Origin of the sequence: Saccharothrix obliqua (assembly GCF_019375475.1) — a bacterium.
In the GTDB taxonomy this organism is placed as follows: Bacteria; Actinomycetota; Actinomycetes; order Mycobacteriales; family Pseudonocardiaceae; genus Actinosynnema; species Actinosynnema obliqua.
Genome location: NZ_JAHXGQ010000004.1, coordinates 383,860 through 398,800 on the forward strand (window position 1 = coordinate 383,860; position 14,941 = coordinate 398,800).

General features: G+C 73.8%; 14 protein-coding genes. 6 read left to right on the forward strand and 8 right to left on the reverse strand.

The window, feature by feature from the left end:
* Positions 1-33: 33 nt before the first annotated feature.
* The 3 genes from KZQ38_RS15080 to KZQ38_RS15090 are packed head-to-tail and all read right to left on the reverse strand — an operon-like array spanning position 34 to position 3,709.
* A complete protein-coding gene (locus KZQ38_RS15080) occupies positions 34-1,041 on the reverse strand; it encodes a carbon-nitrogen hydrolase family protein (RefSeq protein WP_308258410.1) in 1,008 nt (335 codons plus the stop codon).
* A gap of 8 nt (positions 1,042-1,049) precedes the next feature.
* On the reverse strand, positions 1,050-3,305 hold the full coding sequence (locus tag KZQ38_RS15085; protein WP_219442479.1) for an oxidoreductase: 2,256 nt from the start codon (positions 3,303-3,305) through the stop codon (positions 1,050-1,052).
* The gene (locus KZQ38_RS15090; RefSeq protein ID WP_219442481.1) at positions 3,302-3,709 is read right to left on the reverse strand and encodes an acyl-CoA thioesterase; all 408 of its coding nucleotides are present in this window, start codon (positions 3,707-3,709) and stop codon (positions 3,302-3,304) included. Before KZQ38_RS15090 ends, KZQ38_RS15085 begins: the two co-directional genes overlap by 4 nt.
* A gap of 100 nt (positions 3,710-3,809) precedes the next feature.
* Here KZQ38_RS15090 and KZQ38_RS15095 point away from each other — a divergent pair, with 100 nt between their 5' ends.
* The 4 genes from KZQ38_RS15095 to KZQ38_RS15110 are packed head-to-tail and all read left to right on the forward strand — an operon-like array spanning position 3,810 to position 8,361.
* Positions 3,810-4,919, forward strand: coding sequence for a cupin domain-containing protein (locus tag KZQ38_RS15095; RefSeq protein ID WP_219442484.1), 1,110 nt, complete (start codon positions 3,810-3,812; stop codon positions 4,917-4,919).
* A 17-nt stretch (positions 4,920-4,936) separates the two neighbouring features.
* Positions 4,937-5,809, forward strand: a complete 873-nt coding sequence (locus KZQ38_RS15100) for a fumarylacetoacetate hydrolase family protein (protein ID WP_219442486.1) — start codon at positions 4,937-4,939, stop codon at positions 5,807-5,809.
* A gap of 46 nt (positions 5,810-5,855) precedes the next feature.
* On the forward strand, positions 5,856-7,496 hold the full coding sequence (locus KZQ38_RS15105) for an AMP-binding protein (protein WP_219442488.1): 1,641 nt from the start codon (positions 5,856-5,858) through the stop codon (positions 7,494-7,496).
* Between the two features lie 4 nt (positions 7,497-7,500).
* The gene (locus tag KZQ38_RS15110) at positions 7,501-8,361 is read left to right on the forward strand and encodes a PaaX family transcriptional regulator (RefSeq protein WP_219442490.1); all 861 of its coding nucleotides are present in this window, start codon (positions 7,501-7,503) and stop codon (positions 8,359-8,361) included.
* Positions 8,362-8,363: 2 nt separating this feature from the next.
* Here the strand turns inward: KZQ38_RS15110 and KZQ38_RS15115 are convergent, their stop codons facing one another.
* Positions 8,364-9,860 (reverse strand): MFS transporter, encoded by a 1,497-nt coding sequence (locus tag KZQ38_RS15115; RefSeq protein ID WP_308258411.1) that lies wholly within the window; start codon positions 9,858-9,860, stop codon positions 8,364-8,366.
* A gap of 61 nt (positions 9,861-9,921) precedes the next feature.
* On the opposite strand from KZQ38_RS15115, the gene KZQ38_RS15120 reads away from it, so the two are divergent.
* The gene (locus KZQ38_RS15120) at positions 9,922-10,617 is read left to right on the forward strand and encodes a TetR/AcrR family transcriptional regulator (protein ID WP_219442494.1); all 696 of its coding nucleotides are present in this window, start codon (positions 9,922-9,924) and stop codon (positions 10,615-10,617) included.
* A gap of 8 nt (positions 10,618-10,625) precedes the next feature.
* On the opposite strand, the gene KZQ38_RS15125 is transcribed toward KZQ38_RS15120, so the two are convergent.
* Genes KZQ38_RS15125 through KZQ38_RS15135 form a run of 3 tightly spaced genes read right to left on the reverse strand, consistent with a single transcriptional unit; the run spans position 10,626 to position 12,489 of the window.
* Complete coding sequence (locus tag KZQ38_RS15125) at positions 10,626-11,015, reverse strand: hypothetical protein (protein WP_219442496.1); 390 nt, start codon at positions 11,013-11,015, stop codon at positions 10,626-10,628.
* Positions 11,016-11,041: 26 nt separating this feature from the next.
* A complete protein-coding gene (locus KZQ38_RS15130; RefSeq protein ID WP_219442498.1) occupies positions 11,042-11,743 on the reverse strand; it encodes a DUF4328 domain-containing protein in 702 nt (233 codons plus the stop codon).
* The gene (locus tag KZQ38_RS15135) at positions 11,743-12,489 is read right to left on the reverse strand and encodes a polysaccharide deacetylase family protein (RefSeq protein ID WP_219442500.1); all 747 of its coding nucleotides are present in this window, start codon (positions 12,487-12,489) and stop codon (positions 11,743-11,745) included. The genes KZQ38_RS15130 and KZQ38_RS15135 overlap by 1 nt, the downstream gene beginning before the upstream one ends.
* Positions 12,490-13,156: 667 nt before the next feature.
* Between KZQ38_RS15135 and KZQ38_RS15140 the strand changes: the two genes are divergently transcribed.
* On the forward strand, positions 13,157-14,026 hold the full coding sequence (locus KZQ38_RS15140; RefSeq protein ID WP_219442502.1) for an NAD(P)-dependent oxidoreductase: 870 nt from the start codon (positions 13,157-13,159) through the stop codon (positions 14,024-14,026).
* Positions 14,027-14,032: 6 nt separating this feature from the next.
* Here the strand turns inward: KZQ38_RS15140 and KZQ38_RS15145 are convergent, their stop codons facing one another.
* A complete protein-coding gene (locus KZQ38_RS15145; RefSeq protein ID WP_219442504.1) occupies positions 14,033-14,869 on the reverse strand; it encodes an AraC family transcriptional regulator in 837 nt (278 codons plus the stop codon).
* Positions 14,870-14,941: the final 72 nt, after the last annotated feature.

Sequence of the window (14,941 nt, forward strand, 5' to 3'; positions counted from 1 at the left end):
CAGCGGGATCGGCCGAGCGGGCAACAGCGGACCTCAACCGCCGTTCGGCGACCACGGGCCGACGACCGGGTCGGGCACGTCGTCCGGCTCGCGGACCAGGGGTGTGGTGGGTGCCGTGTGGTGGTGCAGGCGGAACACGTCGAACCGGTTGTAGTGGCCGATGATGTCGTGCATCTGCTTGGGCTGGATGCAGCGCGCGAGGTCGACCTCCGCGAAGACGACGCCGTCCACGTCCACCAGCGGTTCGGTGACCGGGTTGCCGTCCGGGCCGAAGATCCCGGACAACGCGGAACGCGGCCGGCGCATCCGCCGCGCGACCTCCTCGTCCCCCGCCGCCGCGACCTCCACCATCTCGTCGGTGATGGTGGAGCAGGACACGACCGAGAACAGCTTGCCCTCGAACGCGTGCGCGGCCGAGCGGATCGCGATGGCCTGCGCCATGTCGTAGTCGGCGGGCGCCACGGGCAGCGCGGCGTAGTTCGCGGCGTGCACCAGTTCTCCCTGTGCCAGCAACGAGAACCGGGCGAGCGTGTTGGTGTTCTCGCCGCACGCCAGCACACCGAGCGGGCCGACCGGAGTGCGGTGCACAAGGACCGTGCTGCCGTCGCCCGGTGTCCAGGTGAGCTTTTCCGCCCACGTCGGCATGAGCTTGCGGTGCAGGCCGATCACCGAGCCGTCCGGCCCGATGGTCAGGACGCTGTTGTAGAGCACGCCCAAGCTGTGCTTGCCGCGCTCGTTCACGCCGATGACGACCGTGACGCCGGTGGTCGCCGCAGCGGCGCGCAGCACGTCCACGTGTGGTCCCGGGACGTCCACCGAGGCCCGGTAGAGGCGTTCGTACAGCGCGGAACCGGCGACGGGGCTCATCGTCCAGTTCCAGTACGGGTAGCCGGCGACGAACACCTCCGGGAACACCACCAGCGACGCGCCGCGGTCGGCGGCCTCGTGGATGATCGACGCGGCCTTGGCGACGGTGGCCGCGGGGTCGAGGTAGACCGGCGACGCCTGCACGGCGGCGGCGGTGAAGCGCGGGAAGTCCACGATCGCTCCTATGGCCGGTGCGTGGCCGGTGGTCGTACCCGGCCGGCGGCGTGGAACGCGGGCCAGTGCGCGCCCGGACCGGTGTAGCCGAGGTCGGCGGCGGCGTGCAGCGCCCACGCCGGGTCGTGCAGCTGGGCGCGACCGACGGCGACCAGGTCCGCGCGACCGGCGAGCAACACGGAGTTGGCGTCGTCGTGGCCGGAGATCCCGCCCACCGCGATCGTCGGCACGCCGGTCGCCGACCGGACGCGTGCCGCGAACGGGGTCTGGTAGCCACGCCCGCGGGCCGGGCGCTCGTGCCGCACGACCTCGCCGCTGGACACGTCGACCGCGTCCACGCCGTGCTCGGCGAACGCCGCGGCGATCCGGACGGCGTCCTCGACGGTCGTGCCGCCGGGCGCCCAGTCGACCGCGGAGATCCGCGCCAGCAGCGGTTTCCGCCAGACCGCGCGGACGGCGTCGAGCACCAGCAGCGGGAACCGCAGGCGGCCCGCGAGGTCGCCGCCGCAGCGGTCGGCGCGGTGGTTGGTCAGCGGTGACAGGAACTGCGACAGCAGGAAGCCGTGCCCCGCTTGGACTTCCAGCACGTCGAAACCGGCGGCGTCGGCGCGGGCCGCCGCGGCGGCGAAGTCCTCGGCCAACGCGGTCAGCTCGGACGCGGTCAGCTCGCGTGGCACGGGCAGGCCCCGGTACGCGACCGGAGACGGCGCGACGGTCGGCCACCCGCCCGGCAGCGGGCGGCCCAGCGGTCCCCCGTCCGGGACGCCGGTCGCGCCCTTGCGGCCGGCGTGGTTGAGCTGCACGCCGATCGCCGAGCCGGTGTTGCGGTGCACGAGGTCCGTGATGCGCCGCCACGCGGCCACGTGCTCGTCCGCGTAGAGGCCGGGGCACGCCGGTGTGACGCGGCCGTGGGCGCTGACCGCGGTCATGCCGGTGAGCACCAGCCCGCTGCCGCCCACGGCCTTGCCGGTCAGGTGCAGCAGTTCCGCGTCGCCCGGCACGCCGTCCACCGCCCCGTACACCGCGACGGGCGCGGTCACCACCCGGTTGCGCAGCTCCAGCCCGCCGAGCCGGAACGGCTGGAACAGCGGCGGCCCGGGTGCGCCCCGCCCGGCGGCGAACCAGCGGTCCAGGGCGGCGACGTGGGCCGGGTCGCGTCGGCGCAGGTTGTCGTAGGTGACGCGGCGGCTGCGGGTGAGCAGGTTGAACGCGAACTGCTCCGGTTCCTGGCCCACGGCGTGCTCGATGTCCTCGAACCACTCCAGGCTGGCCTGCGCCGCGCGTTGGGTGGACTCGACCACGGGTCGGCGTTCGGCCTCGTACCGGTCGAGGGCCGTGCGCAGGTCGGTGAGGTCGCCGAGCGCGGCGGCGAGCGCCGCCGCGTCCTCCATCGCGAGCTTGGTGCCGGAGCCGATGGAGAAGTGGGCGGTGTGGGCGGCGTCGCCGAGCAGCACCACGTTGCCGTGCCGCCAGGTCGCGTTGCGGACGGTGGTGAACCGGACCCACCGGGAGTTGTTCGTCAGCAGGCGGTCGCCGCCCAGGTGGTCGGCCAGCAGCTCCGCGCACCGGGCCACGCCCGCGTCGTCGCTGCGGCCCGGCGGCGGGTCGGCGGCGGCACCGGCGAAACCGGCGGCGCGCCAGACCCGTTCGGTCAGCTCGACGATGAACGTGCTGCGGTCGGCGCGGAACGGGTAGGCGTGCACCTGGACCGGCCCGAACCGGGTCTCGTGCACGATGAACGTGAAGGCGGGCAGCGCGCGGTCGAGGGCGAGCCACATGTACCGGCAGCCGCGTTCGTCCAGGGACGGCCGGAACACGTCGGCGTGCTTGGCGCGGATCGCCGAGTGCACCCCGTCCGCCGCCACCACCAGGTCGTGGTCGCGCCGCAGCCGGTCCACGTCGGGCGCGACCGCGGCGAACCGCAGGTCGACGCCGAGCCCGGCGCAGCGGTCCTGGAGCAGCCGCAGCAGCCGCTCGCGCTCGACGGCGGCGAAACCGTGCCCGCCGGAGGTCCGCACCGACCCGCGGTAGTGGACCTCGACATCGCTCCAGCGGACGAACTCCGCCTCCAGCGCGGCGGCCACCACCGGGTCCGCGCCGGTGATGCCGTCCACGGTCTCGTCGGAGAGCACGACGCCGAAACCGAACGTGTCGTCGGCGGCGTTGCGCTCCCACACGGTGATCTCGTGCGTCGAGTCGGACTGCTTGGCCAACGCGGCGAAGTACAGCCCGCCCGGTCCGCCGCCGACGACCGCGATCCTCACCGGCCACCCGCTCCCAGCAACGCCCGCACGTCGTCGGACCAGGGCGTCGCACCGGGCGCGTCGGGCTCGGCGTGCGCGACGACCAGCACGCCGTCGGCGGCCGGACCGGTGGCACCGCGCACGGCGAACTCGTAACGCAGCGAGGTCCGGCCGAGGTCCACCACGCGCAGGCTGGTGCGCACGACCTCGCCGAACCGCAGGCGGCTCCGGTAGTTGACCTCGTGCCGGACCCGCGGGGTGCGGCCGAACAACCCGGCGAGCCCGAGGCCGCGCAGCAGTTCCGCCTCGGCCTGCTCCACCCAGCGCAGCACGGCGGAGTGGTGCTGGTGGCCGGCGGCGTCGGTGTCGTACCACTCGACGCGCCGTTCGATCGTCACCCCGGAACGGGGGTCGGGTGTCGCCATGACCGCTCCTCCCGCACTCTTGACACGGCGAACGGTATTGCGAGATGTTGACGCTCGTCAAGACAACGAAATATCGCGAGGGATGCGGCGAGGAGCTGCCATGACCACCTACGGCGATGACGTGCTTGGCCGGGCCCGCGTGACCGACAACGCCGACCTGCGTGCCTACTACGAGCGGCTGGCGCGCCACGACGCGGGCGCGCTGTGGACCGTGGCGAACGAGATCGAGCCCTGGTACCCGCGACCCCGGTCCGTGCCGGTGAAGTGGGGCTACCGGGAGCTGCGCCCCCTCGTCCTGGAAGCACTGCGCCTGGTCAGCGGCGACGACGCGGGCCGCCGCGTGGTCGCCCTCTACAACCCGCTGCGACGCGACGTCGCCGCGACGGTCGGCCTGCTCTACAGCGGCCTCCAGGTGATGGGCCCCGGCGAGTCGATGACCGCGCACCGCCACCAGGCCGCGGCGCTCCGGTTCGTCATCGAGGGCACCGGCGCGTGGACCGTCGTGGACGGGCAGAAGCTCAAGGTCGGGCCGCGTGATTTCGCCATCACGCCCAACTGGACGTGGCACGAGCACGGCAACGAAGGCGACGACGGACCCGTCATCTGGCAGGACGGCCTGGACATCCCGCTGGTCAACGCCATGGACGCCGGGTTCTACGAGGTGCACCCGGACGTCTACCAGAAGCAGGAGGGCATCACGAACTCCTCCCTGCACGTCTACGGCGCGGGACAACTGCGGCCGTTCGGCGACACGTGGCACAAGAACCACTCACCACTGCTCGCCTACCCCTGGGAACCGACGTACGAAGCACTGCTCAACGCGGCCCGAGCCACCGACGGCTCGCCGTACGACGGCATCATCATGGAGTACAGCAACCCGTTGACCGGCGGTTCCGTCATGCCGACCATGAGCGCACACATGCAGTTGCTGCGGCCCGGCGAGGCCACGCTCGCACACCGCCAGGTCGGTTCCAAGGTCTACACGGCGGCCAAGGGCAGCGGCACGTCCATCGTCGCCGGACAACGCATCGACTGGACCGAGGGCGACATCTTCTGCGTCCCGTCGTGGGCGTGGCACGAGCACGCCAACGCCAGCCGCTCCGACGACGCGTGCCTGTTCTCGTTCAACGACTTCCCGGTGATGCGCGCACTCGGCTTCTTCCGCGAGGAGCCCTACCCGGACCACGACGGCCACCAGCCGGTCGCCTGAGCCAGGACGGAGGACCCGTGCTGCTGGTCACCTTCTCCGTGGACGACGACCGCGCCCGCCTCGGCGTGCGACGGGAGTCCGACGTCGTGGACGTCGGCGTGCTCGGCGGGCCGGGCACGCTCTGGGACGTGGTGCGCGACAACGCCGCCGACGCCGTGGCCGACGTGCTTTCCGGCCCGGTCCCCGACCACGCGGTGCACCCGCTGGACCGGGTCGCGCTGCGTGCCCCGTTCCGGCCGGGCAAGATCGTCGCGGTCGGGCTGAACTACACGGAGCACGTCGCCGAGTCGGCCCGCGCCCTGGACACGGCGGGCGAGCTGCCGCGCCGGCCGGTGCTGTTCGCCAAACCGACCACGGCCGTGATCGGACCCGAGGAGCCCATCGAGCACAACGGTCACCTCACCCGGCAACTGGACTGGGAGTGCGAGCTGGCGGTGGTGATCGGGCGCACCGCCAAGCGGGTGCCGCCGGAGCACGCGTTGGCCCACGTGTTCGGCTACAGCGTCCTCAACGACATCAGCGCCCGCGACCAGCGGCGCGGCGGCCTCTGGTTCTACGCCAAGGGCCAGGACACGTACGCGCCGTTCGGACCGGCCGTGCGCACCGCCGACGAAGTGCCCCGGCCGCACGCCCTGGACCTCGAACTGAGCGTGAACGGCGTGGTGAAGCAGAAGTCCAACACCCGGTACATGTTGTTCCGCATCCCCGAGCTGATCGCCGACATCAGCGCGGGCATCACCCTGGAACCCGGCGACGTGATCGCCACCGGCACGCCCGCCGGTGTCGGCGCGGGACGCGTGCCGCGGGAGTGGCTGTGGCCGGGCGATGTCGTGGAGGCCACCGTGGAGGGCATCGGCACGCTGCGCAACCCGGTGGTGGACGTCCGATGAGGTCCTGCCGCACCACGCGCACACGGCCCGCGAAGGAGCGTCGCTGATGCCCGGATCGGCGCACGTCGACACGTTCTGCCACGACCACCTCCCGCCGGTCGAGCAGCAGCCCGAGTTCCTCTTCGACCTGCCCGAGCTGCGGTACCCGGACCGGCTCAACTGCGCGGACGTGCTGCTGGCGGGCGCGATCCACCGGTTCGGCGCGGACCGGCCGTGCCTGCGCACCACCGGCGGCACGTGGACCTACGGCGAGTTGTCCGCCCACAGCAACCGGATCGCCCACGTGCTGGTGGACGACCTCGGCCTGGTGCCCGGCAACCGGGTGCTGCTGCGCGGGCCGAACAACCCGTGGACGGTCGCGGCGTGGCTGGCGATCGTGAAGGCGGGCCTCGTGGCGGTCACCGCGATGCCGCTGCTGCGCGTCCGGGAGATCACCGAGCTGGTCGGGATCACCCGGCCCGCGCTGGTGCTCGCCGACCACCGGTTCGCCGACGACCTGCCCCCTGGCGTACCGCACCTGCGTTACGGCGGTGACGCGCCGGACGACCTGGTCGCGCGCTCGGCGTCCAAAGCGGACTCCTTCGCGAGCGTCGACACCGCGGCCGACGACGTGGTGCTGCTCGCGCCGACCTCCGGCACGACCGGCCGGCCCAAGGCCACCATGCACTACCACCGGGACGTGCTCGCGTCGGCCGACACGTTCGCCCGGCACGTGCTCAAACCCGAGCCCGACGACGTCTTCGCGGGCACACCGCCCATCGGCTTCACGTTCGGCCTCGGCGGGCTGGTGGTGTTCCCGCTGCGGTTCGGCGCGTCGGCGTTCCTGGTCGAGCGCGCCACACCCGGCGAACTCGCGGACGTGGTGGCCGAGCACGGCGTGACGGTGTTGTTCACCGCGCCCACCGCGTACAAGGCGATGCTCGCCGCCGGGAAAGCGGTGTCGCTCAGGGGACTCCGGCGTTGCGTGTCGGCGGGCGAGCACCTGCCCGCGACCACGTGGGAGCTGTTCCACCGGGCCACCGGGCTGCGCATCATCAACGGCATCGGCGGGACCGAGTTGCTGCACATCTTCATCGCCTCCGCCGACGACGACATCCGGCCGGGCGCGACCGGGCGCGTGGTGCCCGGCTACCGCGCGGCCGTGCTGGACGACGACGGCGCACCGGTGCCGGACGGCACGCCCGGCCGGCTCGCCGTGCGCGGGCCGACCGGCTGCCGCTACCTCGCCGACGCCCGTCAGGCCGACTACGTGCGGGACGGCTGGAACCTCACCGGCGACACCTACCTGCGTGACGCCGACGGCTACTTCTGGTTCCAGGCGCGCAGCGACGACATGATCGTCTCGGCCGGTTACAACATCGCCGGTCCCGAGGTGGAGGCGGTGCTGCTGGACCACCCGGACGTCGCGGAGACCGCCGTGGTCGCCGCGCCCGACGCGGACCGGGGCTCCGTGGCGCACGCGTTCGTGGTGCTGCGCGAGGGCGTGGCGGCCGGGCCGGAGAAGGTCGCCGAACTCCAGGCGTTCGTGAAAGCGGTGATCGCGCCGTACAAGTACCCGCGGCGGGTGGACTTCGTGGCCGAGCTGCCCAAGACGCCCAGCGGGAAGGTGCAGCGGTTCAAGCTGCGTGAACGGGTCCGCGCGGCGGCGCGGCACGAGGTCGGGCGAGGTGGCGCACTGCTACCGTGACGCCGTGACGAGCGGTTCGGACGGGGTCGGGTTCGCCGACGGGGAGGGCTATCCCCGGGCGCCACAGCCCCGTCAGCTCATCGTGACGCTGTACGGGCTGTTCTCCCGCGACCACGGCGGTTGGCTGTCGGTGGCCTCGGTGGTGGCGCTGCTCGGCGAACTCGGCGTGGAGGAACCGGCCGTGCGGTCGTCCATCTCCCGCCTCAAGCGGCGCGACGTGCTCCAGGCGCAGCGGCGGGACGGCGCGGCGGGTTACGCCCTGTCCCCCGCCGGGCTGGCGATCCTGCGCGAGGGCGACCACCGCATCTTCCGCCGCAAGCGCGCGACCCCGGCCGAGGGCTGGCTGCTCGCCGTGTTCTCCGTGCCGGAGTCCGAGCGGGACAAGCGGCACCTGCTGCGGTCCCAGCTGAGCAGGCTGGGCTTCGGCACCGCCGCGCCCGGCGTGTGGATCGCGCCCGCGCACCTGCACGAGCCGACCGCGGACGTCCTGCGCAGCCAGGGCCTGCACGGGTACGCGGAGCTGTTCCGCGCCGACCACCTGGCGTTCGGCGACCTGGCCGCGAAGGTGGGCCGCTGGTGGGACCTGGCCGGGTTGGCGGCCCTGTACTCGGCGTTCCTCACCGAGCACGACCCCGTCCGGGAGCGGTGGCGGCACGCGCGTGCGGTGGACGAGCGCGCGGCGTTCGCGGACTACCTGCGGCTGCTGACCGACTGGCGGCGGCTGCCCTACCTGGACCCCGGCCTGCCCGAGGAGCTGCTGCCCGCGGACTGGATCGGCATCCGCGCCGCCGACCTGTTCTTCGCCCTCCAGGACCGCCTGGAGGAACCCGCCCGCGCGTACGGCGAGCGCGTGGTTTCCGGCTGAGGTCAGGGTTTCGCCCGGTCGCGCAGCACCCGCCACCCGGTCCACACGACGTCCACGAGCAACACCACCGCCCAGACGCGACCCGCGCCGTAGACGAACGCGCCGACGCCCTCACGCGGCACCTGCCCGAGGAGCACCGTCCCGAGGTCACGCGTCAGCAGGTCCCACACCCACGACAGGTCCACGAACGCGAGGCCCGCCTGCACGGCCGCGAACAACCCCGCGTGCCGACCCAGGTTCACCAGTGGCCGGCCCTCGGTTTCCTTGGCGGGCGCGGCCACCGGCACGCGCTCGGGAGTCCGCACCTCCTCCACCGCCGGGATCTCCGGGGCGGGCGGCGGGACGTCCGCCACGCCCAGGCGGCGCACCGCGCGCGGTACGACCACCGCGCCCGCGAGGATCATCGCGCCCGCCACCAGGCAGGCGACGGACCAGTTCGCCCCGTCGTACAACGCGCCCGCGACCAGGCTGCCCACCATCGCGCCGACCAGGCACGCCGACTCGTAGACACCCATGCCGCGCCCGGCCTGCGCGCCGGACGCCTCGGCGACCACCGCCTGCTGGATCGGCACGACCGCCGCCCACGCCAGGCCGCTGAGCACCCACAGCGCGGCGATCACGTACGGGTTCGGCGCCCACGCCAGGCTGACCGCGAACACGCAACTGGCCAGCGAGGCGGTCACCAGCACGCGGGACCGGCCGAACCGGACGACGTAGCGGTGCAGCCGCTCGGCCGCGAGGCTCATCGCGATCGCGCCCGGCAGGAACACGTACGCGACCTGCACGACCTCCAGCCCGAACCCGCGTTGCAGGTGCAGCAGGAGCAGCAACGACACGGCCGCTTCGGCGGCCATCGTCATCGCGACCGCGAACAGCACCGGGCGCAGCCTGCGCCCGATCGCGCCCAGCCCGGCGGCCTCCGCGCCGGCGGTCCGCCGCGCGTCGCCGTCGCGACGGGGTGCGGCCAGCAGGAAACCGGCCCCGACCAGGCACGCCGCCGCGCACGCCCAGAACAACCCGGTGAACCCGACCAGGCTCAGCCCGGTCAGCCCGGCGACGAACGCCACCCATGCGCCGGTCTCCTCGGCCGTGAGCAGCTTGGGGAACACCGCGGAGTCCTCGTGCAGCCGTTCGCTGACGATCGCCCGCACGGACACCCACAGCAACGCGCCGCCCGCTCCCCCGACGGCCGCCGCCACGTACGCCACGGAAACGTTGCCCGCCAACGCGTAGCCCACGCACGACAACGCGTACATCAGCGCACCGGCGGCGGCGACGGTGCGGCGTTCCCAGCGGTCGGCCAACACGCCGGCGACCGGCCGGACGACCACCGACACCGCCATCTCGACCGCCAGCAGCACGCCGACCTCGGCCGAGCCCAGCCCCAACGCCACACCCGCCCACAGCGGCAGCACGAAATCGAGCAGTTCGGCCGGCCCGTTCACCAGCATCGCCGCCCACAACGTCCGGCCCTCCCGCCGGAGACGTGCGGTGGTCACCCTGATCCCCCAAACTCCGAACACCGTTCGATCTACTCCGAACGGTATACTGGGTTTCGTCATGAACGCAAAGGACCAGGCGCTACGCCTGCTCTGGACCGGTGATCGCCGACCCGGTCGCGGGCCGCAGCGCGGTCTCACCACGGAGCGCATCGTGGCGGCGGCGATCGAGGTCGTGGACGCCGAGGGGTTCGCGGCGCTGTCGATGCGGCGCGTCGCGACCAAGCTCGGTGTTGGCACCGCGTCGCTCTACACGTACCTGCCGGGCAAAGCCGAGTTGGCCGCCCTGATGCTGGACGCGGTGGGCGCGGACGACCCGCTGCCGCACGAGCACCCCGGCGACTGGCGTGCCAAGACCGAGGCGTGGGCCCGCGCCGACTGGGCCGCGTTCCGCGCCCGGCCGTGGCTGCTCCAGCTCGTCGCCACCGCCGCCGTGCCGGGCCCGAACATGTTGCGGTGGCTGGATTCCGCGTTGTCCGTGCTGGACGGGACCGGGTTGACCGCGCCGGAGCGGGTGGCCGTGGTGGAGACGGTCGACGCCTACGTGCGGGGGCTCGCGCGCCTGCACGTGGAGGAGGCGGTGCAGGCCGAGACCGACCGGGAGGTCCTCGGCGAGCTGGTCGACTTCACCCGCTACCCGGCGTTGCTGGAGGTGTTGCGGGCGGGGGTGGCCCCGTGGACCGGCGACCAGTTCGAGTTCGGCCTGCAACGCCTGCTGGACGGCGTGGCGGCCCTGATCGCCGCCCGGTCGTCCTGAGCGGGCGCTCAGCGACCCAGTGCCGCCCGCACCCGGCCGACCGCCGCGCCCTCGCCCCGACCGACCCGGCCGTCCGCAGACGCGACCCGCTCGCACATCGCGACCACGGCCCGCGCGAACGCGTCCGCCTCGTCGGCCGACCGCTCACCCAGCAACGCCATCGAGCCCCGCAGAGCCGCCAGCACGCCGCGCTCCACGTCCGCCACCGATCCGGCGGGCAACTCCGGCGCACCGGCCGCCACCGCTTCACGCACGCGTGGCGGCAAAGTGGACATCGCCCGGATGCCCGCGTGGCTCTCCTCGTCCAGCGCGCCCTCCTCCGCGACCGACACCAGCACCATCGCCCCGTACACCGCGGTCCGCAGAGTGCGGCTCTCCTCGTCCGTGTATCCCCTCATGCGCCAACCTTACGTTCCGTTGATCATCACTCCGGCCTCGCCCAGCGCGGGTCGGGCGCGGGCGGCGGCGGGAGCACCCGCGGTGGCGCTTCCGCCGGTTGGACCGGCGCGGGGTGCGGAGCCGGTGGGAAGTCGGCCGCCGACTGCCAACCGGTGATCCGCTGGACCACGACCACCAGCAGCACGCCCTCCGCCGCGTCCAGCATCGCGACCACGAGGACCGCTACGGCCACGTTCCGGTAGTCGTCCACCGAACCGGCGCGGTCGACCATCCGGCTCACGACGCGGTTCAGCACGAGCGTCGCGAGCCACAGGCCCCACCACCAGTTCACGGCGGCCCGTGAGAGGTCCGGGACCGGGGCGCTGGCCCGCCACACGTCGAGCACCACCCGGCGTGGCACCCACAACTGCACCACGGGCAGCCAACCCCACAGCACGGCCCGTTGTCCGTACGTGTGGTTGACGGACTCCGCGTTCGCCCGTACCCGCCACAACCACACCAGGAACACCACCGCGGAGGCGATGAACAACGTGAGGCTGACGTACTCGATCGCGGTCACCACAGTGGTCATGAGGTCGAGTTCGGCATCGCCGACCACGCCGTTCACGTAGCCGGTGACGGTGTTCGCCGCGTACGCCGCGCCGAAGCCGACCACGACGTCGGACAGCACGCTCAACGCCACCAGCACGACCACGGCCGTCGACAGGCCGCGCACTTGACGGAACATCAGGTCTCGGGGTGGGCGAGCAGTTCGGAGACCGTGGCGAACCGGTAACCGCGCTCCCGCAGGCGTTCGACGGCCGGGCCGAGCGCGTCCCTCGTCAACGCCCGCCCCGGGTACATGCCGTGCAGGAGCACGATCGAACCGGGCCGCACCTCGTCGGCGGTGCGGCGGGCGAGTTCGTCGGCACTCGCGGGCAGGTCCGGCCCGGAGTCCGGCTCGACGTCCCACATGACCGTCCGGCGGCCGTGCTCGGCCAGGTATTTCGGCAGCGCCAGTAGCTTCTTCCCGTTGGGCGGGCGGAAGGTTATCTCGCCGGCGTAGCCGGTGGCGCGGATCAGGGCGTCGGTCCGCTCGACCTCCTCCGCGACCCGGTCCGGCGACACGAACACCATCCGCTCGTGCGAGTACGAGTGGTTGCCGATCTCGTGGCCCGCGCCCGCGATGGCCGCGCCGAGCGCCGGGTGCGCCGCGAGTTCGCGGCCCGTCAGGTAGAAGGTGGCGCGAACGCCCTCACGCGCCAACACGTCCAGCAACGGCCGCGTGCCCGCCGGGTCGGGTCCGTCGTCGAACGTCAGGGCCACCACGCGGTCGTCGGTCTCCACCCGGTCGGTGAGGTCGCCGAACAACTGGAACGTGCGCGAGTTGGCCAACGCGGACAGCCCGAACCCGCTCAGCGGCAGCACCAGGGCCACCACGGCGGTGATGATCGTCAGCCGCCGCGCTCGGCGGCCGAGGGGTGGTAAGCGCATGGGGCATCTTCCCGCAGTCGGATTCGCACGTTGAGCCGGCCGCGGTTGCGAGGACGCCGTGGCCGCGACGTCCGGCGACACCGGGGTTGTCGGTGCGCACCGGTCCGTCGAGGAGGCTGCCGGGGCACGGAGGGGCACGGCGAGCGGCGCGGGTCACGGAGGTGCATGGCGGCGACGGGACAGGGGCGGCGCGGCGTCGGCGGGGCGCGGCGGGCGGCGCGGTGGGGGGCGGCGGGCGGTGCGGTGGGGGGCGGAGATGCGGGGCGAGGCGCGCGGCAGCGGAGGCACGGGGCGGCGGAAGCGCGGCGTGAGGCGGGGCGCGGCGGGCGGTGCGGCGGGCGGTGCGGCAGGCGCGGGGCCGGAGCGGGGCAGGGCAGGACGCGGGCCGGGGCGGGGCAGGGCGGAGCGGAGCGGCGCAGGGCGGCGTGGGGCAGGCGGCGGAGCGCGGAGCGACGCGGGGCGGCGCTGAGCGGGGCCGGTGCAGGGCGGGGCCGGTGCGGGGCGGTGCGGAGCAGGGCGGAGCGGAGCGGGGTGCGGCGGAGCGGGGTGCGGCGGGGCGGAGCGGGGTGTGGCGGGGCGGGCGGGGTGCGGTGGGGCGGGCGGGGTGCGGTGGGTGTCTCGCACAGACGTTCAAGACGCGCCTTCGCGCACCGGCTAGAAACCGGTCGTGGTCGACTTGGGATTCATCGGACTCGGTGTCATGGGTCAACCCATGGCGCTCAACGCGGCCCGCGCCGGCGTGCCGCTGACCGTCTGGAACCGCACACCCGGCCGGTGCGCGCCGCTCGCCGCGGCGGGCGCGCAGGTCGCCGCCGGGCCGGGCGAGGTGTTCGCGCGCGCCGACGTCGTGCTGCTGATGCTCGCCGACGAACCGGCGGTGGACGCGGTGCTGGACCGGGGCGGACCGGACTTCGCCACCCGCTGCCGCGACCGGGTGGTGGTGCAGATGGGCACCATGCCCGCCACGTACTCGCGCGCGCTCGCCGAGGACGTGGCGGCGGTCGGCGGTCGGTACGTGGAGGCGCCGGTGTCCGGCTCGCGCGGACCCGCCGAGGCCGGGACGCTGGTCGCGATGGTGTCCGGCGCGGAGGACGACGTGGCCCTCGTCCGGCCGCTGCTCGCGCCCCTGTGCGCGGAGGTGGTGGACTGCGGCCCGGTGCCGGGCGCGTTGCTGATGAAGTTCGCGGTGAACCTGTTCCTGATCACCATGGTCACCGGCCTGGCCGAGGCGTACCGGTTCGCCGACGGCCACGACCTCGACCCGAAGGTGCTCACGCGCATCCTGGACGCCGGACCGATGGCGTCGCAGGTGTCCAGGGCGAAGGCGGCGAAGCTGCTCGCGGGCGATTTCACCGTCCAGGCGGCGAGCGCGGACGTGCTGAAGAACAACCGCCTCATCGCCGAAGCCGCCCGTGCGGCGGGCATCGCCTCGCCGCTGCTCGACGTGTGCCACGCGTTGTTCGGCGAAACCGTCGCACTGGGACGCGGCGGTGAGGACATGGCCTCCGTCGTGCACGCCATCCACGCACGCGGCTGAGCGACCTCACACCCGTGCCGTGGCGGCGAGCCAGGCGGCCGGGGTGAGGCCGTAGGCGCGTTTGAACATCCGGGTCAGGTGGCTCTGGTCGGCGAAGCCCACGACCACCGCCACCTCGCCCAGCGCCACACCCGCCACCATCAGCCGACGCGCGGCGTCCAGTTGGCGCATGGTGCGGAAGCGGGTGGGGCTGGTGCCGAAGGCCGCGCGGAACTGGCGGGCCACCGACCAGCGGTCCAGCCCGGACACGCGTTCGAGGTCCGCGGCGGTGTGCCGGTGCGCGAAGTCGTCCAGCAGCAGGGCACGCACCCGGCGCACCGCCGCGAGGTCGAGCGCGACCCGGCCGGGGCGTGCGGCGGAGTGGGCGTGCAGCAGGTCCGCGACGGCGGTCGTCACCTCCACCGCCTCGGCGTCGTCCAGCGGTTGGTCGATGTGCCGCAACCAGCCCGCGACGGCGCCGCCCACCCCGGAGGGCCGGAGCACCGGGTCGGCGACGAACGGCAGCGGCTGCCCGTCGAGCGCGTCCCGCACCAGCGCCGGGTCGAGGTAGATGATCCGGTAGCCGAAACCGGAGTCCGTGCCGGCCGCGCCGTCGTGCACCTCGTCGGGGTGCAGCACGTGCCACTCGCCGGGCAGGCAGTGCCGCTGCTCGCCGCGGTAGCGGAACGCCTGCACGCCCGCCAGGGTCACGCCGACCGCGTAGGTGTCGTGCCGGTGCGGCGCGAACGCCGTGCCCACCAGCGCCGCTTCCATCCGCTCGATGCCCGTCGCGCCGCCGCCGAACCGCAGGCGCTGCCCGACGCCCGGCGAGACCAGCGCCCCCGGCGCCGCGAGATCGCCCATGCCCGCCCCCCGACCGGGACCACCCAGCCCTGTTTGAGGGTCCGGCCGCCACAGGCCCAGGTGGTCTTCCCA

Bases quoted from the DNA above. Each gene is read 5' to 3' on its own strand.
- KZQ38_RS15090 (WP_219442481.1), bottom strand. From the start codon at position 3,709: ATGGCGACACCCGACCCCCGTTCCGGGGTGACGATCGAACGGCGCGTC.
- KZQ38_RS15095 (WP_219442484.1), top strand. From the start codon at position 3,810: ATGACCACCTACGGCGATGACGTGCTTGGCCGGGCCCGCGTGACCGAC.
- KZQ38_RS15105 (WP_219442488.1), top strand. From the start codon at position 5,856: ATGCCCGGATCGGCGCACGTCGACACGTTCTGCCACGACCACCTCCCG.
- KZQ38_RS15120 (WP_219442494.1), top strand. From the start codon at position 9,922: ATGAACGCAAAGGACCAGGCGCTACGCCTGCTCTGGACCGGTGATCGC.
- KZQ38_RS15125 (WP_219442496.1), bottom strand. From the start codon at position 11,015: ATGAGGGGATACACGGACGAGGAGAGCCGCACTCTGCGGACCGCGGTG.
- KZQ38_RS15130 (WP_219442498.1), bottom strand. From the start codon at position 11,743: ATGTTCCGTCAAGTGCGCGGCCTGTCGACGGCCGTGGTCGTGCTGGTG.
- KZQ38_RS15135 (WP_219442500.1), bottom strand. From the start codon at position 12,489: ATGCGCTTACCACCCCTCGGCCGCCGAGCGCGGCGGCTGACGATCATC.
- KZQ38_RS15145 (WP_219442504.1), bottom strand. From the start codon at position 14,869: ATGGGCGATCTCGCGGCGCCGGGGGCGCTGGTCTCGCCGGGCGTCGGG.